The sequence below is a fragment of the Marinobacter alexandrii genome (assembly GCA_039984955.1).
Lineage (GTDB): Bacteria > Bacteroidota > Bacteroidia > Cytophagales > Cyclobacteriaceae > Ekhidna.
This window is the reverse complement of the sequence record JBDWTN010000005.1, coordinates 653,736-677,144: the sequence shown is the minus strand read 5'-3', so window position 1 is coordinate 677,144 and position 23,409 is coordinate 653,736. Positions and strand designations below refer to the sequence as shown.

18 protein-coding genes are annotated in these 23,409 nt (G+C 39.2%); 6 read left to right on the top strand and 12 right to left on the bottom strand.

Annotation, left to right across the window (positions count from 1 at the left end):
• Window positions 1-80: 80 nt before the first annotated feature.
• Together ABJQ32_03580 and ABJQ32_03575 are read left to right on the top strand one after the other, a co-directional pair.
• A complete protein-coding gene (locus ABJQ32_03580; protein ID MEP5288702.1) occupies window positions 81-716 on the top strand; it encodes an HAD family phosphatase in 636 nt (211 codons plus the stop codon).
• The gene (locus ABJQ32_03575) at window positions 709-1,929 is read left to right on the top strand and encodes a site-2 protease family protein (GenBank protein ID MEP5288701.1); all 1,221 of its coding nucleotides are present in this window, start codon (window positions 709-711) and stop codon (window positions 1,927-1,929) included. The genes ABJQ32_03580 and ABJQ32_03575 overlap by 8 nt, the downstream gene beginning before the upstream one ends.
• Here ABJQ32_03575 and ABJQ32_03570 read toward each other — a convergent pair.
• The 11 genes from ABJQ32_03570 to ABJQ32_03520 all read right to left on the bottom strand — a co-directional run bounded on the left by ABJQ32_03570 (window position 1,926) and on the right by ABJQ32_03520 (window position 17,452).
• Window positions 1,926-2,225, bottom strand: a complete 300-nt coding sequence (locus ABJQ32_03570) for a rhodanese-like domain-containing protein (protein MEP5288700.1) — start codon at window positions 2,223-2,225, stop codon at window positions 1,926-1,928. The two genes, ABJQ32_03575 and ABJQ32_03570, sit on opposite strands and share 4 nt — an antisense overlap.
• Window positions 2,222-4,075: a T9SS type A sorting domain-containing protein gene (locus tag ABJQ32_03565; protein MEP5288699.1), complete on the bottom strand. Its 1,854-nt coding sequence runs from the start codon at window positions 4,073-4,075 to the stop codon at window positions 2,222-2,224. Before ABJQ32_03565 ends, ABJQ32_03570 begins: the two co-directional genes overlap by 4 nt.
• Window positions 4,072-4,923, bottom strand: coding sequence for a PASTA domain-containing protein (locus ABJQ32_03560; protein ID MEP5288698.1), 852 nt, complete (start codon window positions 4,921-4,923; stop codon window positions 4,072-4,074). Before ABJQ32_03560 ends, ABJQ32_03565 begins: the two co-directional genes overlap by 4 nt.
• Before the next feature lie 34 nt (window positions 4,924-4,957).
• Complete coding sequence (locus ABJQ32_03555; GenBank protein MEP5288697.1) at window positions 4,958-7,957, bottom strand: choice-of-anchor J domain-containing protein; 3,000 nt, start codon at window positions 7,955-7,957, stop codon at window positions 4,958-4,960.
• Complete coding sequence (locus tag ABJQ32_03550) at window positions 7,899-8,177, bottom strand: NifU family protein (protein ID MEP5288696.1); 279 nt, start codon at window positions 8,175-8,177, stop codon at window positions 7,899-7,901. Before ABJQ32_03550 ends, ABJQ32_03555 begins: the two co-directional genes overlap by 59 nt.
• A 3-nt stretch (window positions 8,178-8,180) precedes the next feature.
• Window positions 8,181-9,272, bottom strand: coding sequence for an Mrp/NBP35 family ATP-binding protein (locus ABJQ32_03545; GenBank protein MEP5288695.1), 1,092 nt, complete (start codon window positions 9,270-9,272; stop codon window positions 8,181-8,183).
• 119 nt (window positions 9,273-9,391) lie between these two features.
• The gene (locus ABJQ32_03540; GenBank protein ID MEP5288694.1) at window positions 9,392-10,549 is read right to left on the bottom strand and encodes a caspase family protein; all 1,158 of its coding nucleotides are present in this window, start codon (window positions 10,547-10,549) and stop codon (window positions 9,392-9,394) included.
• Between the two features lie 11 nt (window positions 10,550-10,560).
• A complete protein-coding gene (locus ABJQ32_03535) occupies window positions 10,561-11,292 on the bottom strand; it encodes a hypothetical protein (protein ID MEP5288693.1) in 732 nt (243 codons plus the stop codon).
• Between the two features lie 12 nt (window positions 11,293-11,304).
• Complete coding sequence (locus ABJQ32_03530; protein MEP5288692.1) at window positions 11,305-13,521, bottom strand: T9SS type A sorting domain-containing protein; 2,217 nt, start codon at window positions 13,519-13,521, stop codon at window positions 11,305-11,307.
• 239 nt (window positions 13,522-13,760) lie between these two features.
• Entirely contained in the window at window positions 13,761-15,593 is a 1,833-nt protein-coding gene (locus ABJQ32_03525) for a carboxypeptidase-like regulatory domain-containing protein (protein ID MEP5288691.1), read from the bottom strand.
• Window positions 15,594-15,613: 20 nt separating this feature from the next.
• Window positions 15,614-17,452, bottom strand: coding sequence for a tail fiber domain-containing protein (locus ABJQ32_03520; protein MEP5288690.1), 1,839 nt, complete (start codon window positions 17,450-17,452; stop codon window positions 15,614-15,616).
• Between the two features lie 585 nt (window positions 17,453-18,037).
• On the opposite strand from ABJQ32_03520, the gene dnaG reads away from it, so the two are divergent.
• Genes dnaG through surE form a run of 4 tightly spaced genes read left to right on the top strand, consistent with a single transcriptional unit; the run spans window position 18,038 to window position 22,560 of the window.
• Window positions 18,038-19,981, top strand: coding sequence for a DNA primase (dnaG, locus tag ABJQ32_03515; protein MEP5288689.1), 1,944 nt, complete (start codon window positions 18,038-18,040; stop codon window positions 19,979-19,981).
• Window positions 19,982-21,181 (top strand): bifunctional 3,4-dihydroxy-2-butanone-4-phosphate synthase/GTP cyclohydrolase II, encoded by a 1,200-nt coding sequence (locus ABJQ32_03510; protein MEP5288688.1) that lies wholly within the window; start codon window positions 19,982-19,984, stop codon window positions 21,179-21,181.
• Window positions 21,178-21,780: a hypothetical protein gene (locus tag ABJQ32_03505; GenBank protein MEP5288687.1), complete on the top strand. Its 603-nt coding sequence runs from the start codon at window positions 21,178-21,180 to the stop codon at window positions 21,778-21,780. Before ABJQ32_03510 ends, ABJQ32_03505 begins: the two co-directional genes overlap by 4 nt.
• Before the next feature lie 3 nt (window positions 21,781-21,783).
• Window positions 21,784-22,560 carry a 5'/3'-nucleotidase SurE gene (gene surE / locus ABJQ32_03500; GenBank protein MEP5288686.1) on the top strand — a complete coding sequence of 259 codons (777 nt, stop codon included), beginning with the start codon at window positions 21,784-21,786 and terminating at the stop codon, window positions 22,558-22,560.
• A 1-nt stretch (window position 22,561) separates the two neighbouring features.
• Here surE and ABJQ32_03495 read toward each other — a convergent pair whose 3' ends face one another.
• Window positions 22,562-23,326 (bottom strand): hypothetical protein, encoded by a 765-nt coding sequence (locus ABJQ32_03495; protein MEP5288685.1) that lies wholly within the window; start codon window positions 23,324-23,326, stop codon window positions 22,562-22,564.
• Between the last annotated feature and the right edge of the window lie 83 nt (window positions 23,327-23,409).

Below are 23,409 nucleotides of genomic sequence, written 5' to 3'. Positions count from 1 at the left end.
GCTAAATAATAAAAACGTGTTTGCGACACGCTTTCAAAAGGAAGCGCAATATTACATATTTGCACTTTAATAGCCAACGAATGTCAAATGTACTGCAAGGCATAGATGCCATAATTTTTGATTTTGGGAATGTATTGATTGATCTGGATTACCCTAGAGTGATCAGGCAATTTTCTAAAGTCGCCAAAAAGAACCAGGAGGAGATTGAAGAACTGGTAGTTACAGCGCCTGTTCTACAGAAATTTGAGATGGGAATGATTGAGCCAGACGAGTTTAGAGCTAAAATAAACTCGTTGTTAGGTACAAACATGGGTGAGAGACAGTTTGAGCAAATCTGGAATAGTATGCTTAAGTCAATTACGAAAGAGCGCATGGATAAGGTTTTGAAGATAGGCGAGCGTTTTGACACGTTTATTCTTTCCAATACAAACATGATTCATGAGATAGCTTATGAAGAGATGATCATGATGGAGACAGGAAAGGACAGTCTAAGAGATTTTGTAAAAGAAGTCTACTATTCGCATGAAATAGGAATGCGGAAACCTAACCTCAATTGCTACAATTTTGTGATAGACGATATTGGTCTTTATGCTTCAAGAATGCTATTTTTAGATGATCGCTTGGACAATGTAGAAGCAGCACAAAAAGCTGGGATGAAAGCACTGCAAATTCTTGACCCAGATAGACAGTTAGACCAAATTTTCGGACTTGGATAAGCAGCAAAAGACAAAACTTATTCAGCTGGGATTGTTTGTGGTGACGTTGATTACCACAACGTTTGCTGGGGCCGAATGGACCATCGGAAAATTTCTGATATTGGGGATGACCTGGGATGATTTCCTTTTTGGATTTAATTTCTCAATTCCTTTTCTATTCATTTTAACGGTCCATGAGTTTGGGCATTATTTTACAGCTCGCTATCATAAGATTAACGTCTCCTTGCCCTATTATATCCCTATGTGGTTTGGATTCATTGGAATGGCTTCAATAGGTACAATGGGGGCTTTCATTCGCATCAAAGAAAATATCTCAAGTCGGATTAAGTACTTCGATGTGGGTGTTTCAGGACCTATTGCCGGTTTTATTGTCGCTCTAATCTTGATGATCTATGGTTTTCGAAGTTTGCCAGAGACTGAATACATCTATGAGGTTCATCCTGAATACGAGGTTTTCGGTGAAAATTTTGAAGAACGAATGATGGGGTTAGATACGATTCTGTTGAAAAGCGATTTGAATGCAGATAGACTTGGGTATGAAGCTTTACCAGACACTATTTCTACTGCTAGAAAAGGATCTATTTCATTTGGCGACAATATTTTAATGAGCCTGGGGAGAAATTATTTTGCTCCTTCAGATCGATATGTTCCTAGTTCAAAAGAATTGATGCACTATCCCGTATTGCTTGCAGCTTACTTAGCATTCTTTTTCACAGCGCTCAACCTACTTCCTATGGGACAATTAGATGGAGGTCATGTTCTGTTTGGTTTGTTCGGACCTAAAAATCATGCGATCATCTCACGAGTTCTTTTTACTGGATTTCTGTTTTATGCAGGGCTTGGTTGGGTGACCACAGCAGACTTAGTTAACACCTCACTTGAAGGGATTGGTAATTTCGTCATCAGTATTGCCATTTACTTATTGGTGGTCTATGTAAGTGCTTACAGCGTATTTAAAGAAAAAAGAGATAGACTGCTATATGCCACAGTGATGTTTGTAGTGCAGTTCTTTGTGGCTTCAATATTCAAAGTAGAAGGATATACAGGTTGGCTACTTTTCTCTGTTTTGATTGGACGATTTATTGGTGTGGATCACCCTTCGGTAGTAGATAACAGTCCTCTGTCTACTGAAAGAAAAATATTGGGCTGGGTTGCGCTAGTTATTTTCATTCTATGCTTTAGCCCCCAACCCCTTGTTATTGACGGTTTTTAAAGCTCTGCGTAGGCCGTAATACCACCTAGCATATTTCGAACATTTGCATAGCCTTGGCTGTTAAGGAATTTTTTTGCCTGACCAGATCGTCCTCCAGACTTACAGTGAACGATAATCTCCTGATCTTTCATCTGCTCAATTTCTGAAAGTCTGCTGGGAAGTTCACCTAGCGGAATAAGCATGGCTCCAATGTTTTTTTCTTCGAATTCCCATTCTTCTCTTACGTCTATGAAATTGAATTTTTCACCGCTATCAAGACGGGATTTTACTTCCTGACATGTTATATCTTCGTTCATTTTTTAATGATTTTAAGTGTTTGATCACCCTCTTTTCGGTGAATGGTGAGCAAATATAATCCCGATTTTAGACGTGAAAAATCATGATCATTATTGGCTGTTTCATGAATCAATGTCTTTCCAGAGAAATTCATCAGGGAAATTGCTTCATATTCTCCATCGATTCTTAAAGGACCTTTTGTTGGGTTGGGGTAAACGGTTAATGGTCTTTTGTTTTGGATAGCTGTAACCGTATCAGGCTCGACTTGCGCAAAAACGGGTCTTATCATAAGCGCTCCCGATAACCGAGTGTTTTGCTCCCATATACCCAATCTGTTTTCGAAAATATACTCAGATGCTTCAGGGTTGCTACGATCAAAACCAACGCCAATGTATTCGTTTTCCCTCTGCTGATAGCCTACGAAAAAAGTATCCGCAAGGACTACAGATCTAGAGAGCTTGTATCTATGAAATGCATTGATGCCTTCCGCATTGATGACTGTTATATTCTGAGCTCTGATTGGTTCATCATTGAGGTTTTTAAAAACTCTGAGTTCCAATGAATTATCAGTACTTGAAGGAGCGATATTGGGAAAATGAATATCTACATGTGTGAGTGTGTCTGATTCTTCCAACCAAAATTTTATAGCGACTTGCCCTTCTGCAATATTCGTTCCCGCAGCAAACTCTGCTGTACCATCATCAAAGGCGTAATAATCTTGCAGTAAATACCTGGATTTAACCGTATCATTGATTTGGAGGTTTACGGGAGTTCCATCAAGAAACGTATCATCAGATGATCTGAAATATAATTCACTTTCCAAGATTGCTGAATCTATCTCAGGTAGAGGCTCTAAATCAATACTATCTAGTTGTAAGATCCTTATCCCGGTCATTTTAAGCGGATTTGGATTAAATCCAAGCAGTTCTTGATTTCCGTAAAAAATGGAGTCGACAATTGTATTTGAAACTGTCTCTCGTAGTACCAAAATGTATTCAGCAGATGGACCAATATTGTCGGGCTCATCTTCTAAATTAAAAACTCCAGTTTGCACAATGCCAGATAGAGCATCTACATTAGATCTAAATTGATTCACTGGTAATGAGGTGAATGGCGAGAAGGGAGAGCTTAATTGCTCATTAAAACCTTGATCCGCGTAAAAAAAAGAATCATCTTGACGATTCTCATTTAAATAAATCCAATCGACATGCCATGCGTCGAACGGTCCATCCAGATCACCGTATGACTGAAATCGAAATAAAAAATCTTGGGTCAGAAATTCTGGATCAATCTCAATTGCTTCTTGTGTAAATACTGAATCTTGATCACTGTCCAAATCTCCACCATCCTGAAGCCATGCCATTTCCCAGGTGCTTTGCCCATCTTCGAACCGATGAAACTGAAGCACAAGTGAATCCCCCGCTTCTGGAATTTCTACACGACCTCCAGCTTGCCAGTAGAAGGATAAAATAACATTTGCTCTACCTTGCAAGTCTATCGTATCCGATACAAGTTCATCCGCAAGCCCTTCGCCATCACCATGAAAAGCACCGTTTTCATCTAATCCATCAAAGGTGGCTACCTTATGAGAAGGAGGGTTTACCGCCAACGTAGCATTTACAAATACATCTTTGCTGAGTTCTCGGTTCCATTGAGAGGTAGTGTCGGTCCCCCATATCCTTACACTGTCAGGAGAATCGCTTGTAACAGAAAAGTCGTCCCAAAAGGGCAGGGTGGCTGGATTTACAATGTTGGTTTCAGTGATTCGACCTCTCTCATTTGCTTGATTTTTAGCTATGGGCTTGATGATCAATTGCCCGGTGCTAATGAATGCGTAAGTGAATAATATGGTAAACGCGAAATATCTCATTGGTTGTCAAGAATCGTAGCTGTATTGCTTAACGAATCAGGGGTATAAATCCATATATCTATTGGGTCGCCTATTTTCACTCTTCTCTCAGGTCTTGGGTACTGTTGCTGTACAGTACCCGGCGAAATACTGCGGTATTCCAACATGTCGTTACCTAAAGAATCTAGTGCTGCAAAGCCTGCTTGATATTTGTCTGTTATTTTGATTTTTCCAACTCTAAGACCTGAACCGATAATGGCAAACTCTGCTTCCTCCTGATCCAACCCTATTAGGTTTGGAGATTGAAAGACAGTGTTTCCATATCCATTACCTGCAACTATGTCAATTGTAGATCCTTTCTCAATCTGTTCACCTTCTAATACTATTCTGCCATTTAAGCGGACCTCAATAACAACATTGAAGAATTCATCTGGAATGTATTTAACATCTCCGAGTTTTAGATCATAGGAACTTAGTGTCATCATTACGCTCTTCAGTGATTTGTTTATCAAATCAGGAAACTTGACCATCGGAGGACTCTTTGCATTAAGCGTAACGTATATTTTTCTATTTTCTTTCACTTTTGTGTTGGGTGCAGGTACTTGCACAAGTACAGCAAGTGGAGGAAAATCTGGCGAATAGCTCGAATCTGCCGTAGGTTCAAACCTTAAATTACGTTTTGATAAAAACTCTGCTAGCTCATCTACAGTCATTCCTTTTACATCCGGGACCGTTATCGTCTCACCATGATTGGTCGTGACTGGTAACCATATGTAAAACACGATGATTACGAGTAGTGTGGCCCCTCCAAAGAGAACACCTAAATGAATGAAAAAGTCTTTTACGCTGGTTGGTTTTCTGAATGACATAGTTCTCGATAAATAAAGTGATAAACCTAATCAATTAGCGATTAATAAATAGCTTTTGTGTTGTCACGAATTGATTTCCACTTATCGTTAAAAAGTAAAGTCCTTCTTTGGATGGAGTTTTATATTCAATGATTTGATTGAACCCATTTTCTATGAAATCTTCAATAACTACCCTGCCACTTACATCTATTAGACGAATAGTAACGGGCTCTTTAACAGGTAGATTAAGACCTAAATTGAACCTGCCAAAGGCAGGGTTTGGGTAAGCTCGTCCTACATCTTCATAGGTTGGAAGTTCATTCCCACGAATTTGAATGTCATCAATAAATAAATCATTGCCTCCACCTGAAGTAAAAACAAAGGCAATCCGAATATCATCTTTAAATGGAATAGAACCCGACAGATCAAGTTGAAATTCCTCCCAGTCAATATTGCTAGTAGGAACCCATTGCTCGGAAGTTTCTAGGAGGGCAAGAGAATCGGAATCAGCATCCAGTAGGGTGGTTGGGTAAGATTCGCCACAATCAACGGATAGAAGAACTTGTAAGCGATCATTAAAACCTATTCTTTTAGCATAGGAGACGGTGAATTGTAGTCCAGCACTATCTAGCCCTCCAACGTTAAGTTTTGGACTTACAAACCAACTTTTGGTGCCCAATTCGGGGGAATTGAATCCATTAGCTCTTAGCATCCCATTTCCATCAATTTCTACTCTGTTCCATAGTGGAATAGTGCCATCTGAGACGGTACTCCAGATATCAGCACTCTCAAAGTCAACTGTGAGTGGATATTCATCTTCCCTGTCGTCCCTTTCTAGTTGTATTTGAATAGAATTTCCATCTGCAGACTCATCAGGCAAATTGTTAACATTGACTATTTCTAAGTTTATAGGACTTTCTCCTTCGGGAATATTCTCGAGCGCAAATGAAAAGGAGGCAAAATCTTTTGAAGAAATAGTTAATCCACTATAAGTCTGTGTGAATGTAGAACCATTCACACTATAATTCACTTCAAAAGAATTAATAGTTTGTGAACCAACATTCCTGATTCCAAGAGTCAATTTGGTTTGTTCAGAACAGGTAATTAATGGACCAGACAGGCTAATAGGTTTAATGTCATTTTCAAATAAATTGGTTTCTATTACTCCTATATCATCGATATATATGTTATTTCCACTTCCGTTGATTCCCACAAAAGCGAATTGCACTCCATCAATATCTTTATAGTCCGTAATACTGAGTAGTGTATCTATCCATTCCAGTTGATTGGAAGGTGTGAAATAGGTGTCTGTTTCGCTTGCAGTAGCTAATTCTGGACCAAAACCAGTAAAGATTATGTCAGGGAAAGTCTCTCCACAGTCAACACTTGCTTTCACCATTAATCCATCGTAGAAGCTATTCGGGGAATTTGCGTGAGCGTAACTGAAAATTAAATCACCAGATGAAATTCCTGTTAAATCAAATATGGGTGTTTTGAAAAGAGTTTCTTCACCAAACCATTGGGTGTTTTGATGGGACTTAAAGGTATATGCTTGATTCGAAGGAGAGGTTTTTGGTGCACTTAATACTTCCCATGGAAAGGAACCACCTCCAAGACCTAAAACGTTGACAGTACCTTCAAAATCTTCTTGAAAAGGAAGAGTAATGGAAGATGTTGCGCTTAGTTCTTTTGAAAAAATATTATTTGAAAGATCATTATCTGCAGTACCATTAACGTTACTAATTTCAAATGAAATTGATGAGGGGGTAGAAGTAATTAGTTGATTTGAAAACGTTATTGTATCAGAAGAAAGAGGAGGAAGAGAGGTAACAATAGATTGAGGACTTCCGGCAGGGCTGCTGTTAATGGATAGTTGAATATCATAACTAGTCACTTCACTGGTGCCATAATTTACTATGCGGACCGTAGGAATCAGGCTTGCATCGCATTCTGAATATTTCGGACTTAAGATATGAGTAATGGCTAAGTCATTCGTAAAGCGAGTTGGATCAACCAAACCTGGAGAAGTGGTTAAAGACAGCCTATTTGGTGCATTATCCATTACTGTTCTCATCCTTGCCTTTTGTCCAACTGTAAATAGATTCATGCAAACATCATCTGTGTAATCCATGTAGTTTTGGAACATTTCAGGCTCACCGTCAATACATACGTTTGTATCGTCTGGATTGGGGAAAGTACAAGGAGAGGTGTAATCTCCATTGTCATTATCAGCGAGAGGAGTGTCATCTACAAAGTCGTCTACTGAACAGTTACCATCGCCCCATATGTGTCTTAATCCAAGATAATGTCCAACTTCATGTGTTAGGGTTCTTCCTAAACTTTCAAAGGCAGGAGCTGTAGGATTTACGCCAAAATATTCATAATCCATGAGGACTCCATCAAAGGTGAAATCTTCTTCGTTGTTGCTAATCCCCTCCAATGAAATTCTTGGAAAGGAAGCGTATCCAAGAAATATTTGCAGATCAGTAACGAAAATGTTTAGGTAATGCTCTGCCGGCCAGTAACTCTCAGACCTCAATAGCGGCCTGTGAGAATTAGAACGATACGTATCTCTGGATCCTCTTAACCTTACAATCCCGTCAGTTGGAAGACCAGCCGGATCCTGCTTTGCTAGTACGAATTCAATTTCAATGTCGGCAGCTATTGCTGAAAATTCAAGTGGAGTGTTAATCGCATCAGCATTCATTCTTCTAAAATCTGCTGTTAAAGAGTCTATTTGAGCCAGGATACGTTCTTGAGAAAGGTTGACTCCTGTTCCTACAGGCTCACCTTTATGAAATACATGAACAACAACTGGGATTTGATAGAGAGTAGCTTGAGGTCTATTTACCTCGAATCTTTGGTTAGCAATTTTCGAACTGATCCAATTTTCAAATTCACCTGTAGAAGGAGCAGTAGATCCACATCTTTCCTGTGCAAACGAAAGAGAGCCTATAAGTGCAAGAAAAATAAATAGCCCACCTCGCATGGGTCCATCAATTAACGAATGGAAGTTTGGCGTTTGGGTCGTCTGGCGAAGTGACGTTGACTGCATGCACACTTTTTATTTCTGGAACTTCTCTTTTAATAGCTTCTTCAACACCTGCTTTAAGTGTCATAGTAGACATGGGACAAGAACCACAGTTTCCCATAAGTTCCAGCACAACGTTCATCTCTTTGTCTACTTCCAAAACTTTCACATCTCCACCATCAGCTTCCAGGTAGGGCCTGATTGTGTTAAGTGCTTTTTCTACTCTCTCTACTAATTCTGACATATGCTAAACGGTCACTTCTACTTTTTTAGTCTCTGCAATTGAAGCATTTCTTATAGCTACTTGTTGAGCTACACTCTCGGCTAATTGTTTGAAAGCATCTGATATTTCTTCATCTTTCATTGCCACTGGATATCCATTATCCCCACTTTCACGAATCGATTGCACAATTGGAATCTGTCCTAAGAGTTCGATATCATTCTTCATTGCAAGATTTTTTCCTCCCCCTTCACCAAAGATAAAGTATTTATTGTCAGGAAGTTCCTCAGGGGTAAACCAAGCCATATTCTCTACTAAACCTAAGATAGGAACGTTGATTTGAGCTTGTTTAAACATAGAAATACCTTTTTGTGCGTCTGCCAAAGCTACTTTTTGAGGAGTAGTGACGACCAATGCACCAGTTACAGGAACAGCTTGTACCAGTGTTAAGTGAATGTCACTGGTTCCCGGCGGTAAATCAATCAGTAAATAATCTAAGTCACCCCATTTGGCGTCTGAAATAAACTGCTTTAAAGCCGAACTTGCCATAGGGCCTCTCCATACTACTGCATCTTCACTATTTGTCAAAAAACCAATAGAAATGAGTTTCACTCCGTACTGCTGAATTGGAACAATTTTGTTTTTTCCATCCTCTTGAACAACTCCAGGTTGTTCAAACTCACAATTGAACATCGTTGGGATCGAAGGACCATAAATATCCGCATCAATCAATCCCACATCTGCGCCTGTTCTGGCAAGCGCTACCGCAAGATTAGATGCGACAGTAGATTTCCCGACACCACCTTTACCTGAAGAAACGGCAATAATATTTTTAACGCCAGGCAGTACAGGACCCTCATCTCTCTTCGTAGTGACATTGGAAGTCATGTTGATCACCAATTTCACATCTCCCAGATGTTTTTGGATTTTTTCTTCACAATCCTTTTTGATCACCTCTTTCAGAGGGCATGCAGGTGTAGTAAGAACTACATCAAATGCAGCTTTGTTCCCATCGATGTGGATGTTTTGGATCATTCCCAGAGAAACCAAGTCCTTTTTCAGGTCCGGATCTATTACTTCACTAAGAGCTTTAAGTAGATTTTCTTTCGTCAATTCCATTCAGGTTGCAAGTTAAATGAATAACTCATTTCTACTTAAGAACTCGCGAAAGCTAATTACAGTTCATAGCATCTTGCAGGGAATAGATGAAATAATTTGTAATGAAGTAACAGAAAATATTATTTCGCAACAAATACAAAGTCACTGTTGGGTTCATCGGTACCGAAACTTCCAAATCTTGGTTCTGTAGGTAGTCTCATAAAGTACGGGATCAATTCTGTAGTAGACAGGATTCTTCCTTCACCGCCACCAATTTCCCTTAATGCAAGAATAAATTTTTCTGCAAACGGAGAATGTTTTCCGGGAGTCCCATCCGGAACATATTCTTTACTTCCACTTGTAAGAAACTTTCGGGTACGCTTCGTAAGCTTTTTTACCAGATATTGAGCATCTTCACGCTCTAGAGCATTACCCCTTAGCCTTGCCATCCTCGGATCAATTGTACCACCAAAGCATACATCCATAACCAGGAGGATGTGCTCACATTTGATATTGTCTAAACGAACCCTTAGTAAGTTGTGAGACAGGTAAGTAGTTTTCCCCTTATCATTTTTTAGCGAATTGCTCGCAACAACGTATCCTTCTTCTAAAGTCTCATCAAAGTATCCATGTCCAGCCACAAAAATCATCAACTGATCTTGCGGGTTGTATACTTTAGAATTATAATCATAGACCTTATCATTCAATTCTTCCACAGATGGATTGATCATCATATCCACTTCAAATCCATATTTTTCTTCAAGAATGGATCCAATTGTTTTTGCGTCGTTTATAGGATTGTTTAAGTCTCCCCAATAATCATATTCATCTGTAGCGATAACTAATGCATAGTCTTTTCTATTAGCGTCTATGCTTGAGATGATGTCATCTTCTCCATGAAGAATACTTCGTTCACTGGTTACAATTCCTCCTTTTTTATTCTTCGCAAGAATCTCTACTATGTTGGATCCTTCCCGCAAATTGAGCTTTTGTTCAAAATTGAAACTGTTTTGAAGAGGAGGGATCTCAATGTTTTTTTCTACCGTTTTACCTCCAAATGTGATTCTTAATTTCACCTCTTCCAGCTCTACACTGGATTTTACGCGTGCTCTTAGCATAATTGATTTTTCTGTGCTAAAGGACGACTCTATTCTTGGCGTTTCCCAGGAGATAACTGGTAGAGTAGTAGCTGATACATCTTTGGTGTAGTCTACTTGAATTGCATTCGTTTTATCAACGAAGCTTTGAGCTCCAACGATCAATGGAAATGCTAGAATGACTAAAATTAAATTTTTCATAGCTGTAGTATTTATTGGTTATCGGGGATTTCTGGTGGTCCCTCTACGTCGAATGAAGTTTCATTTTCTTTGGAAAGCAGGAAGTACCCGACAGCACCTGCAGCCAATAGTGGAATAGCTTTCAAGAAAAGTGGAAATTTGGGTTTCACGATAAAAATTGGAGAGTGAACCTCCTGATCTTTATTTCTTGAATCAGTCACATAAAATCTATACTTCCCAGGTTTTAAAGATGAAGGGAGTTGAATTTTAGCATCTCCAGTGTTGGCAACTTCAGGCAAAATGGCCATCAAGTCTTCTTCCTTGTAAAGTTTAAAATCTAAAATATTGGAGCTTGATTTTCCATCCCAGGCAAACTCATAGGTTTTTCCTCGTTTGAGCTCTTTGTTTTCGGGAAAGCTTTCAAACTCAATAAAAGGCACATATACCTTACCTCGGACTTCTAGCTGGATGCTTCCTCTGAAGTTATCCCCCAATTCTTTTTTGGCATTCCAAATGATCTTATTATTCACTCCGGGCCTGACTTCCAGGCCTACATCGCCCGATACTTCTTTTACAGGAGCTATGGTACTGTCCGTCAAAAGATACAGGTAGACTGTATATGCACGATTCTTGGTCGTATCCAGTAAGTCATAATGTACGATTAGGTTATCCGGAGTTTGCTCTATGGTAGTCATCGAAAACTCTTGACTGAACCCTTTCATAGCGAAGGTTAGTATGGCAAGAATAAATAGGTACTTTTTCATAGATATATCCCTTTAGTTGACCTTGTTTTTTATAATTCTCACCATTCTTTCCTGACCGTTTAGACTTATTCGAAAGAAGTATACTCCATTGGATACTTCATGACCATTGACATCTTTACCATCCCATTCTATAAGATGAAGACCACTTTGATTGAATGATTTATATGAGTTAATTATCTCTTTACCCGCAGTGTCAATGATCTGGAAAGCAATTGATTGGTCTTGGTCGTTTGTTAAAAGAGGAATCATTAAGCGGTCGGTAAATGGGTTAGGATAAACTTGACCAACAATGCTTTGATTTGGTATAAAATCTCCATCTTTTGAATAGTAGATGCTGAATTGCTTACCATTTCCCCATTCAAATGCTATTTGAGAAACCTGACTCATGTCAATAACCTTTAAGGTCGAATGATTCAACAAGAAGTATGAACCAAAGTTGGAGGTTAAATTCCAACTTAAAATGCCGGTACCGACAGTTTCATCTGATTCTAATGTAAAAAGCCATTCATGATTATCGGATGTTGGCACTATATCAGAAGAGAATTTAGGAGCAAAGTATTCAGGGTGATGTGTGCTCATCTCCAGGAATGATATAAATCGCGGTACAGTAATCTCATCCATTCCATCTTTGCCTAGACTGGCTGATCGATGCATTCCTACTACGCCTGACTGACGCTTGTCTTTCAGTTCTAATGTAAAATTCAGTTTCCATTCAAAATCATCATTTCCACTTTCACGACCTGAGGTGTTGGGTCTGATAGGAAAATTGCCTGAACCGGCAGTCTCGCAGAACACAAAAGCACCCTCCCATGCGTTGAGGGTGGTGCTGGTTTGATAGCTTCCATTTTGATAGGTTTGTAAAGAACCAAGCCCTAAGTCAGGATTTGCACTTTGAATATCAGCCCAGGTAATTGCAAAAGGGTAGGGGTTGCCGATTTGATTCCAGCCTTGCTCAAAGTTCCTTTGAAAAGGATTTGATTGACTGACATTGTCCGTTGTTCCGGAACCTATTTCAATGGAAAAATCTGGTACAGTCGTATTGAACCAATAACCATCCCCTAATGCAATGTTATTTAATCCGTCCAGCAACTCGTTGTATTGACTATTGCTGTAGTGAAAAACGCGCCATACGTTTTGGTCATAACCACCTAATTCATCAAAAATGGAGACCAGACTTTTATCATCCAGTTCATAAGGAACAGAAAACATTCGATAGGAAGCTGCTTTCCCATCGAATCCTCCCCCAACGAAAGGAATGGATTCTGTTGAACTAGTTTCCCTATATAGGAAAAAATGTGTGTTCGGATTTTCTTCAATGGTATTTCCAAATACATCACTCGCAATGATGTATCCTTCTAATCCTATTTCATCAGCCCAACTATCCTCAAGCTGTACAAAAAAGTTGTTACCATTTTTGGTTAAGCCTACGGGGGTAAAATCAGTTCCTGAAATAGGTCGATAAAATAAGGTTGCTGATTCAATCTCTGATGCATCAGTGATCGTGGCAATGATTTCCTCAGAGGGAGTAAATATGTCTGAGGGAGATACAGATGTAACGGAAGGTGCAGTGACATCTACAGTGGTTGTGTTACTAACAACGAGCTGTTGGGAAAAGACATTGTTGGCATTGATCTCATCAATTGGAACAGAAGTCTGTAAATCGACTAGAACAAAGTAATTTCCTACTTCTGTATCTGTAGGAATTTCTAGACTCTTTGTGGTAGATCCCTGCGGGAAATTGAATGTCTCGCCAGCGGCGAGATTGGTAACGATACTAAATTGGTCTAACTGAAGGTCTCCAGCTTCTAAGTCAGAATTAGCTGATAAGTAAACAGTAGCTGAGATCTCAGCGAAAACGTCTACAGCACCACTATTAGAGAGAGTGAAAGATAAGCTGGTAGTGCCGCCTGGAGGTATTTCAGTTGGCGACAGATTCAAACTGGACTGGAGCGTAAGTTCTGCCTGCCGGGGAATAGCCGTTGGAAGAAACCCTGCTGTGAGTGTGTAATTAGCGGAAGAGACTGTGCCGCTTATGGGTTGACCAACTGTTGGCTCCAAAATATATGAAGAGCTATTTACTTTACTTGCACCATTGGAGAACGTGTAAGTTCTTAATTCATAGCTCTGGCTATAGCTGACTTGTAAAAAGAGACACAGTGCACCAAAAAAGAATATCATTCTCTTCAAGAGCAGTTTGCGTGTGGTGGTGTATGTATGGTGAGTGTTCATTTAGTTTATTTCATGCGAAAGGTTTTGGCTGATTGCTTATTCATTTCAAGAGACTTCCGAAGTTTTCAAAACTTCGTACGTCTTTATTTACTCTTCCTCCCGAAACACTTACTGCATCGACTTTAAAGATGAAATAACCTTTACTCTGTAGCAGGGTGTTCTCGTTTTGGGAACAGCTAATAAGTAAGCCGAGCGAGAGGATAAAGAGTATGTGAATTGATGATTTCATTTATTCTTTCTTATGGTGCAAAAACACAAGAACCAACATCGGTATTATAAGTGAATAGGCTAAGCCCAGGATCACTTTGTTTAGCTATTGTAACTGTATAAGAAGTAATTGAGGCGTCACTACATATAGAAGTAATTGGAACTTCATACACTTGTACCATCCATTCCGGATCTTCCGGTGGTCCTGTCACTGTCTTAAAAAGCTCATTGAAATCAGGATTTCCAGTCACAAAAATATTTCCAGTCAAACAACCGCTGTTATCATTGAAAGTGAGAGCAAGTCCTCCCCCAGGAGTAGCTGCATCAAAACCAAGATCTCTTGCTGCAAAGCTTATCCTGTAATGAGTACCGGCACCATTCAAGCACATGGCTACTAATGTATCACCTTGTGTTCCCGTGTTAATGTCTGTAAAAAGGTCTGGCGCAACAAACCTACTTTCCGAGTATACATTGGTCACAAATTCGGTTGAATCAGGAGTTCCCCAGGGATCCATCGTGATATCAGTTGATCCACCATTTGTTTGTAAGACGAATAATGCATTTGCATCGGGATTAGGCGCATTGTTAAAAAAAGTAACAGCAACAGGAGAGTTTATTGGAAGTCGGTTCATGGAAATTCCATATTGCTTGATGCTTCCACCACCAAATTCTCCAACTAGTAGAATATCATTCCCTCCGTTTACTAGGTCTATTGTTCTTGTACGGACAAAGAGTTGATTAGAAACGGCATCTTCTGTAGTCAATTCCACCTGGAAGGGAAAAATAAGTTCATTCGATCCTGCAGGCGTGGTATTATTAAACCGGAAGGCTGCATTAGCCGAAGGCCCTGTTTTTATTATGTCAAAGTTTATTGAACTGAAATGACTTATTTGGCCCACGTACGCTTTTAATGAATCATTTAAAAATGCTCTTCCATCTTCTTCCCAAACACCCGTTTCTTCATTGTAAAATACAATTGGAACAGATTTAGGAAAATCCTCGGCCAGCTCAAGCTGCCAATCCGGAATAGGCATGACAATTTCTGCTGAGGCGTCCTGATTGCTGTTTAGATTATAGCTCTGGTCGTTATCGTAAATCTCGACCGCCAATGCTCCAAAGCTTTGCATCGGACCAGTTTGCTCTCTTGCTGTTCTGGCTATGTTTCGGCCAGGCATTCCATTCGGAGCAAATACGTCAATGGCACTGACTGATACGGAAACATTGCCTTGAGGAGCATTGCCTTGTGCATTTACTAAGGTATTAGGGCGTAAGCGCAAACGAGTGGCCGATAAACGTGCTTCATTCTTTACCTGAATGTCCCATGCTTGCTTTAGCTGATCAGGCATTCTAAAACTTGCGACTCTTCCTGAATCATCCAGTACAATCGGCAAGCTTCCAGTCGGACTTTGAGTCCAGTCCGCACGACTGGAATTGGAACCGAAGCTTTGGGTATTTGTAACGGTTACTGTACCTCCAACGGTAGGGTCAATCGTTTCAACCGTTGCTTGATTCAAATAGAATACACTTTCTGGTATGGAATCGAAGACAGTTTTATCATTCTGGAATGAGGTTGAGGTAAAACTGTATCCCACTTTGGAGATGTTAATGACGTATCGGTTTGATCTTGGTAATTCAATGCTAAAGTTCCCATTTGCATCAGTGACTCCTGTCGCTACTTTAGACTCCCCATTATTTGAGTCATAGTTGACTTTTATTTTAGCTGATTCAATGGGGTTTTTATCATAGTCAAAAACTTGACCTTTTGCTAAAACAATTGGCTCTTCCCCTCCTGGACCTTCACATTTACAACTTTCAAGGAAAATCAGCCCTAGACAAATTAAAATCAGGATAATTGGTTTTTTCATAGTGAGTGTTGGTTAGGTTATTATTTCTTTTCCGAAATAACGGTTGATTTGGATTCTGTTTCTTCTTTTTGTGATGTATTGAAAAGTTCAAAAAGCAAATGGATTTTTTCTTCCTGTTCCGAGAGACTTGACATTAATTTTTCACTGGAAGACTTTTGATCCGATAATTGTCTTTTGGTTACTTCTAATTCAGTTTTTAGAGACTCAATGATCTTTTGCTGTTCTTGAATTGCTTTGATTGCCAAAGTTCCAAAACCTGAATAATCAACGATGTATAAGTTGTTCTCCTTTGAGAATTCTACCAAATGAGGAAATATAGGTAAGACATCCTGCGCTATTACTCCTATTTTTTTTGGTTCGTCTTTGAGCTGTGTTTTGAAATGATATTCCATGATTGGTAGATTCATCAGAAGGGGGAGTACACTGGAAGATGAACTTATATTTTTTTTAACCCTTCGATCTGAAGTAGAAGAATAAGCACCTGTAGAACTATTAAATTCACCTCTGTAAGTGTTGTTTGAATATAATCCGAGTGCTCCACCTGCGAATACAGCCATGGACCATTTTAAGGTATTCGATCTTGATACGGTAAAGCCATCTCCGGTGGAAGGTGTTCCTGTCCCGTGTCGTACATCCATTGTTGAATTTGGGGTAGCTACACCTACAGCCAACGTCCCATCCACAATGGCATTATCAGTGCCCGGATTGGAGGTTCCGCCTACGTGAAGACCCGCTGTGGTAGTGATGGTTTGCGCTCCAAAAACAGGACTGACTCTAGATCCAGATAGGCTTCCATCGTCGGCTAAATCAGCAAGGTCTGTATCTTGCGCTTGTACGTTAGTACCAATAACAAGACCTAATGTACTTCGAGCGGTGGCAGCATTCCCATCATCCAAGAGAGTCCTTGCAAAAGAAGTAAGTGATGTAGTAGCATAAACGTCACTGGCTGTTGTATAAATCAATTGATTAGTGGAAGTGGTTAACCCGGCAATTGAGTTCAATCCAGCATCAAATGCCTGGATGTCCGTGCCTGTTTCAAGGTTCACTGTAGACTTAAAAGTAGCTTCATCTGTATCATCCAAAAGGGTACGGGCAAACCCCGTGAGAGGTGTCGTTGCATAGGAGTCAGCACCGTCCGTATAGATCATTCTATTTGCAGCGGTAGTCAGTCCTGCAATGGAAGATAGTCCTGCATCAAAACCCTGAATGTTCGTACCTACTGACAGACCAAGTGTAGCTTGAGCTGCGGAAGCATCTATATCATCTAGCAAAGTGCGACTGAATCCCGTCAGGCTAGTCGTTGCATAAGCATCAGATCCGGTCAGGTATAACATTTGATCTGTTACAGTAGTAAGGCCAGCTATGGAATTGAGCCCTGCATCAAATCCCTGCACATCTGTTCCTATGGTTAAACCAAGATTGGTACGTGCATCAGTTGTGTTGTCTGCATTGGTCCCACCATTAGCTATAGATAATGTATTTGCGGTGATGTTTGCGGCGTTGCTGGTACTCAAACTATAAAGTCCGGAGGTTACTGCAATACGTGGCAAATTTTCTGATCCAATGGTGATTTGTAGAAAATAAGGCGCATTTGCTTCAATATCAAGAGGTTCAACGGTACCCAATACGGTACTGAATATCCCTCGGTCTACTTCAATCGTTTGTGGTTCAGGCCCCCAAACAAGCGTGCCTCCTGATGAAGCGGTATATAATGCAAAAGAGACACTCAGACTACTCTCCGTAATGGGTTCTCCAGCATCGCTGGTAAGATATCCTTGAAAGCTGAGTGTTTGTGGTAGTTGTGCAAGCATAGGAATAGCAATAGCTATGCCTAAAGCCAAGGTGAGGATTTTTTTCATGTGTCTTCTTTTTCAAAGACCACCTGTTCGCCAGAGCGATTTGATCTGGCGAAACTGGAATTCGCGGTAAACTTATTCTTTCTTTGGCTAGTATCTTAAGGAGTCTAAGTTCATGCTCATTTCATGGGTGGTTTAAGCTTTAGAACAATTGGTTTATGTTATGAAGGTACTAAATTTTTGTAAAAAATGGTAAACACCCCAACATGGTCTTTGTAATTATGATGACGTTTTTTGTATCAAATATTTGAATTTTTATTTCTTAGGAACAGGAATAGTTTTTGATAATTTTATGCTTTAATCATTCATAGAGGTCTTTTCTGGTATTGCCCATCGTATTCCAACAGTTTATTGTCATAAAAGTGTTTTTCATCGTTCCTAATAGACTTTTTTCTAACTAAAAAATACCCAAAAGTGGGTATAGACATACTTGGAATAAAAAGACGTATTTGATTTGATTTTGGATAGAAAAGCAACGATAATTTCTGACATTATAGGAGGCTGAATATTGAAAATCTATTCAATTCTTTTTGAATCAAATGATTTGATATAAGCTATTTTTGTAGTTGCATTCATAAAATCCATTCATTGATCAATCCATCCACCATTGAAGAAATTAAGAATCGAATCGACATTGTCGAGGTGGTGGAGGATTTTGTGTCTTTAAAACGTTCGGGTTCAAGTTATAAAGCGCTGAGCCCATTTGCGAATGAAAAGACACCTTCATTTTACGTAGTTCCCTCAAAAGGAATTTTTAAAGACTTTAGTTCTGGCAAAGGAGGAGACGCTATCACCTTTGTGATGGAGGTAGATGGTCTAAGCTATATAGAAGCTCTAAGATACCTAGCTGGTAAATATGGTATTGAAGTAAAAGAGGAAGAGCAGTCTGATGAGGCGATGGAAGCTCAGAATAAGAGAGAGAGCTTATTTATTGTGCTGAATTACGCTAACGAATATTTTCAAGAGGTACTTCATCATTCTGAGGAGGGAAAGTCAATTGGGCTATCTTATTTCAAGGAACGAGGGTTTACAGATGAGACCATTAAGAAATTTGAACTTGGGTACACAAAGGAAATCTGGGATGGTTTATTGAATGAGGCGACTCAAAAAGGGTATAATAAGGATTTACTATCAGAGGCTGGTTTAATCATCGATAAGGACGGAAAAACCTATGATCGTTTTCGTAGCAGAGTTATGTTTCCGATACATAATGTCTCAGGAAAAACGATAGCTTTCGGAGGAAGGAAACTTTCGAGTACAGATAAATCAGCAAAGTATATAAATAGCCCAGAGACCGAACTTTACTTTAAAAGCAAGGTGCTCTATGGCATGTATCAGAGTAAGAATGCTGTTCGTAAAGAAGACAATTGTTACTTGGTAGAGGGATATACTGATGTAATTTCTATGCATCAGGCAGGAATAGAGAATGTAGTGGCTTCTTCAGGAACAGCGCTGACCGAGGATCAAGTGAAACTCATCCGTAGATATTCCGAAAATGTAACGGTCATTTTTGATGGTGACCAGGCAGGCATAAAAGCATCTATGCGTGGGATAGATCTTTTACTTGAAGGAGACCTTAATGTGAAAGCAGTAGCTCTTCCTGATGGAGCTGATCCTGACAGTTATGCCAAAGAACTGGGAGCAGCAGGGTTTAGAGAATATGTTACAGAAGAAGCTCAAGATATTATTCGCTTCAAAACACAAGTTTTACTAGATGAAACTGGTAATGATCCTGTAAAGAAAGCTGGAGTGATCAAGGATATTGTCTCCAGTATCACGAAGATCAACGATCCTGTAAAGCGGACTGTATACATTAAAGAATGCAGTGATTTACTTGGTATTGCAGAATCAGTTTTGATCGGAGAACAGAATAAGATTCTGATTCAGAATCGAAAAAATCAACGTAAAGAAGACTTTAGCGAGCCACCAGTTGAAATGCCACCATTTCCGATGGGTCAAGAGGAACTAGTTGATAATCTTGATATTGGCAGAATTATAGAGTTGCAAGAAAGAGAGAGTATTAGAGTTCTAGTCAACAATAGAAATCGATTTTTAAATTCTACCGTAAATAAGCATTTACAAGAATACTATTATGACGAATTAGAATATGACTTTCAAGGGATCAAATTTGTGAATCCGATTTATCAGGAAATTTTTGAAGTTGTTCAGAAAAATAAAAACTATGAATCTCTTGATACTGATTTTCTTTTAGAAAATGTTTCTGAAAAAGCAAGAAATGTCATAATTGACTTGAGTACCGATAGGTATGAATTAAGTGATAATTGGCAAGGAAAATATAACATCCAAATTCCAACAGAACTTCAGGATTTACATTTAAAGGATGTTTGTTACACCAATATTTTGAGGTGGAAGTTTAGACTGGTTCAAAAAATGATTTTAGATGTTCTAAAGGAATTAAAAAAGGATGAAAAGAGTTCAAATATTAATGAAGATGCTATGAACGAAATAATGGATCTAAAGCAGATCGAGGTGGATATTGCCAATAGGTTAGGGAATGTAATTACAAGGTAAATGCTTGATAAAATAGAAGAGGCCATAGAGGCTATTAAAAATGGTGAGGTGATCATCGTAGTGGATGATGAAGACAGAGAGAATGAAGGGGACTTTATCTGCGCAGCAGAAAAGGTTACTCCAGATATCATCAACTTTATGTCTAAGGAGGGTAGAGGGCTAATATGTGCTTCAATACTCGAAGACAGGTGCTCTGAACTCAACTTGGACTTGATGGTAGGTAAGAACACAGCAACTTTTGAGACTCCATTTACTGTGTCTGTTGATTTGATTGGACATGGAACAACCACAGGAATTTCTACTTCGGACAGAGCGAAAACCATTCAGGCCTTAGTCAACCCGAAAACAACACCTGAAGACTTGGGGCGTCCCGGGCATATTTTCCCGCTAAAGGCGAAACAAGGTGGGGTGCTTAGGAGAGCTGGTCATACGGAAGCGGCTGTAGATTTTTCCAGATTAGCGGGTTTGACACCTGGAGGTGTGTTGGTGGAAATTTTGAAAGATGATGGAACCATGGCGCGTCTTCCAGATTGTAGGGAAATTGCAGACAAGTTCGATTTGAAACTAGTCTCAATTGCAGATTTGATTGAGTACCGGATGAAAAAAGAATCAATGGTAGAAGAGGAGATAGAAGTCAAAATGCCTACCAATTGGGGAGATTTTCAACTAAAATCATTCAAGCAAGAAAACACTGAGGAACAACACCTTGCTCTTGTTAAAGGAACATGGGAAAAGGATGAGCCTATATTAGTGAGAGTGCATAGCTCTTGTATGACTGGAGATATATTTGGGTCTTGCAGGTGCGATTGTGGAGGCCAATTGCATGGAGCTATGAAGATGGTTGAGGATGCTGGAAAGGGAGTGGTGCTTTACATGAACCAAGAGGGCAGAGGTATTGGGTTACTTAACAAGCTCAAAGCATATAAATTGCAAGAAGAAGGTAGAGATACCGTAGAAGCAAACCTTGAGCTAGGGTTTAAGTCAGATCAACGAGATTATGGAGTCGGTGCTCAAATTCTTCGAAAATTGGGTGTCACCAAGTTAAAATTGATTACAAATAATCCTAAAAAACGGGTAGGTTTGATGGGGTATGGCTTGGAAATTGTAGAAAATATCGGAATCGAGATAGCACCTAATAAGCATAATCAGAAGTACCTAGAAACTAAAAGAGATAAATTAGGACACGAAATATTGAGATGAGACACTTTCTCGCATTTTTATTATTTAACATCACAATTACGCTGGTTGGTCAACAATTCTCCTCAGAAGTATTTCATGAAGGTTTTATGATTACCAATGAGCGGGATACAATCAAGGGTGATTTGAAGTATGACATGGATGCCAATATTCTGACGGTAATCTATAAGGGAAAGACTAAATCATTTTCGAGTCATAAAGTATTCTACTTTGAAATATTCGATAACATACTCAATAACTATCGACAGTTTTATTCCCTTCCCTATACGGTCAATTTTGATTATAAAATTCCTGTATTTTTTGAATTAGTCTATGAGGGAAAGATTTCTTTGATGACACGAGAGCGATTGATAAGTCAGACGGTCAATAGCTCTACGGCTTACTGGGGTGGTGGAAATGCTACACAAGTCATTGTAAAGTATACGTTCTACTTTTTAGATGACAAAGGGAAAATCACGTACTTTAATGGTAAAAGAAAGGACCTTCTTAATTTCATGTCGAAGAAGGGCTCTGATGTTAAGAAATTTATCAAAGACAATAGATTAAATACGGACGAGATGCCCGATTTGGTTCGTATAACCTCATTTTATAACTCTATCTAACATATGGCTAAACCTCTTATTCTGGTTTGTAATGATGACGGTATCACCTCACGCGGGATACGAAAGCTTATTAATATAGTAAAAGAACTAGGAGAGGTTGTGGTGGTGGCACCAGATAGTCCACAATCCGGCATGGGACACGCCATAACTGTTGGCGATACACTCAAGTTGACTAAAAATGATCTGTTTGGAGATATTGAAGCTTATGAGTGTAGTGGCACACCTGCTGACTGTATCAAGCTAGCTAAGCACTATGCTTTAAAAGATAGAAAAATAGATTTGATTGTTTCTGGAGTTAATCATGGAAGCAATAGTTCAATAAGCGTGCTATACTCTGGTACTATGAGTGCGGCAATTGAAGGGGCAATTGAGGGAGTTCCGTCCATTGGATTCTCACTGTGTGATTATGATCCATCTGCTAATATGGATCATATAGATGAGTACCTTCGAAAGGTTGTGGAAGAAGCTTTAAAGAATGGAATTCCAAAAGGAATTGCTTTGAATGTGAACTTTCCTGTTCACCAAAAAGAGCCTATTAGAGGAATAAAAGTTTGTCGTCAGGCCAATGCCAATTGGGAAGAGGATTTTGATGAAAGAAAAGACCCCTATGGTCGAACTTACTTTTGGATGGTTGGGAACTTTGTTAATCATGATAAAGGAGAGGACAATGACGAGTGGGCTTTAGCTAATAACTATATCTCAATCGTGCCTTGTCAGTTTGATATGACAGGTCATCATGCTATTTCTCAAATCAATGAGATGTGGGATTTAAATAATTGATTTATCTATATATAGAATTATATATTTGACTACCGTTCCTAATCTGAAAGTCGTGGTTAGCTGACGTTTCATTTTCAAGTTGTTTTAAATAGGCTTTTTTTGCGTTATCATACTGACTCATAGATGCAACTCCTGTAATGATTCCAAAACTGGCTGCTGCTCCAGAAGCACTGTACATCATATTTGGAACTTTTGTACCGACTTCAAACTCCTGTAGGATGATTCCTGCTGCTAGTGCACTTGCTGAGATGATGAATGATACATTTGATGCTTTTCTTGATTCCTGATATTTCAATAACGGAACTCTTACCTCTGAACTTAGATTTTGATCATTAAGCTCTAATGGTTGATAATTTTTTAGTTTGTCTTGTATTTCCGCTAATGATTCAGGTCCCTTAAAAGTATAGTGCTCTATAGCTTTTTCATATTGGTCAGATGCTGAAATATAAATGCCAAGACCTGTAGCTGATACGATTGTCCCCAAGAGACCAGTATAGATGGCTCCTATGTTAGCTTCATGATTATCAGGACCTTCTATTTTAGAGGCAGAGATCAAAATTGCTGCCCCTAAGGCCATAAGTGTTCCGCCAGTTAGTTTTCGAGATTGAAATTTCTGCAGATGGGTCTTGGCTTTATGACTATTATCTTGATTTAAAATCAATCTTTTTATTTCTTTTCTTTTCAATGAATCAATATTTTGCGTATACTGGCTTTGTGAGAAAAAAGGCATAGCTATAACAAGCAAAAGAAGTATGTTTTTTAACATGATAAAGGATTTGGTCGATTTAGATATTAGTTGCTAAAGCTGCCGTAAACCCCTAAGTCTAAGCAAGAATTTTAAAGTAGTAA

Bases quoted from the DNA above. Each gene is read 5' to 3' on its own strand.
- ABJQ32_03580 (MEP5288702.1), top strand. From the start codon at position 81: ATGTCAAATGTACTGCAAGGCATAGATGCCATAATTTTTGATTTTGGG.
- ABJQ32_03570 (MEP5288700.1), bottom strand. From the start codon at position 2,225: ATGAACGAAGATATAACATGTCAGGAAGTAAAATCCCGTCTTGATAGC.
- ABJQ32_03565 (MEP5288699.1), bottom strand. From the start codon at position 4,075: ATGAGATATTTCGCGTTTACCATATTATTCACTTACGCATTCATTAGC.
- ABJQ32_03560 (MEP5288698.1), bottom strand. From the start codon at position 4,923: ATGTCATTCAGAAAACCAACCAGCGTAAAAGACTTTTTCATTCATTTA.
- ABJQ32_03555 (MEP5288697.1), bottom strand. From the start codon at position 7,957: ATGCAGTCAACGTCACTTCGCCAGACGACCCAAACGCCAAACTTCCAT.
- ABJQ32_03550 (MEP5288696.1), bottom strand. From the start codon at position 8,177: ATGTCAGAATTAGTAGAGAGAGTAGAAAAAGCACTTAACACAATCAGG.
- ABJQ32_03545 (MEP5288695.1), bottom strand. From the start codon at position 9,272: ATGGAATTGACGAAAGAAAATCTACTTAAAGCTCTTAGTGAAGTAATA.
- ABJQ32_03540 (MEP5288694.1), bottom strand. From the start codon at position 10,549: ATGAAAAATTTAATTTTAGTCATTCTAGCATTTCCATTGATCGTTGGA.
- ABJQ32_03535 (MEP5288693.1), bottom strand. From the start codon at position 11,292: ATGAAAAAGTACCTATTTATTCTTGCCATACTAACCTTCGCTATGAAA.
- ABJQ32_03530 (MEP5288692.1), bottom strand. From the start codon at position 13,521: ATGAACACTCACCATACATACACCACCACACGCAAACTGCTCTTGAAG.
- ABJQ32_03525 (MEP5288691.1), bottom strand. From the start codon at position 15,593: ATGAAAAAACCAATTATCCTGATTTTAATTTGTCTAGGGCTGATTTTC.
- ABJQ32_03520 (MEP5288690.1), bottom strand. From the start codon at position 17,452: ATGAAAAAAATCCTCACCTTGGCTTTAGGCATAGCTATTGCTATTCCT.
- ABJQ32_03510 (MEP5288688.1), top strand. From the start codon at position 19,982: ATGCTTGATAAAATAGAAGAGGCCATAGAGGCTATTAAAAATGGTGAG.
- ABJQ32_03505 (MEP5288687.1), top strand. From the start codon at position 21,178: ATGAGACACTTTCTCGCATTTTTATTATTTAACATCACAATTACGCTG.
- surE (MEP5288686.1), top strand. From the start codon at position 21,784: ATGGCTAAACCTCTTATTCTGGTTTGTAATGATGACGGTATCACCTCA.
- ABJQ32_03495 (MEP5288685.1), bottom strand. From the start codon at position 23,326: ATGTTAAAAAACATACTTCTTTTGCTTGTTATAGCTATGCCTTTTTTC.